At 66.5% G+C, this 242-nt stretch carries 1 protein-coding gene; it reads left to right on the plus strand.

All coding sequences use genetic code 11. The annotated features are described in order from the left end of the window. The coding region (locus Q4528_RS15625) for a hypothetical protein (RefSeq protein ID WP_439848951.1) at window positions 1–242 on the plus strand (242 nt) is incomplete at both ends.

Below are 242 nucleotides of genomic sequence, written 5' to 3' on the forward strand. Positions count from 1 at the left end.
GGTCTGGTCAGCGACGTCGCCAACGTCGGGGTCGAGCTCGGCGGTAACCGGATCGAGCAGCAAGATATCGACGAGTTGCTCGCCGCCGGGCGGGGATCGATCGACGAGGAAGGGCGAATGGTGCTGCACGCGCAGCCCGCGCTGTACACGCTGGACGGGCTGCATGGGGCCAACAACCCGTTGGGTCTGTACGCGGACAAGCACGGCGTCGACATCCACATTATCGCCGCCGACCCATCGCC

It is taken from the genome of Staphylococcus pasteuri (genome assembly GCF_030547725.1).
Taxonomy (GTDB): domain Bacteria; phylum Bacillota; class Bacilli; order Staphylococcales; family Staphylococcaceae; genus Staphylococcus; species Staphylococcus pasteuri.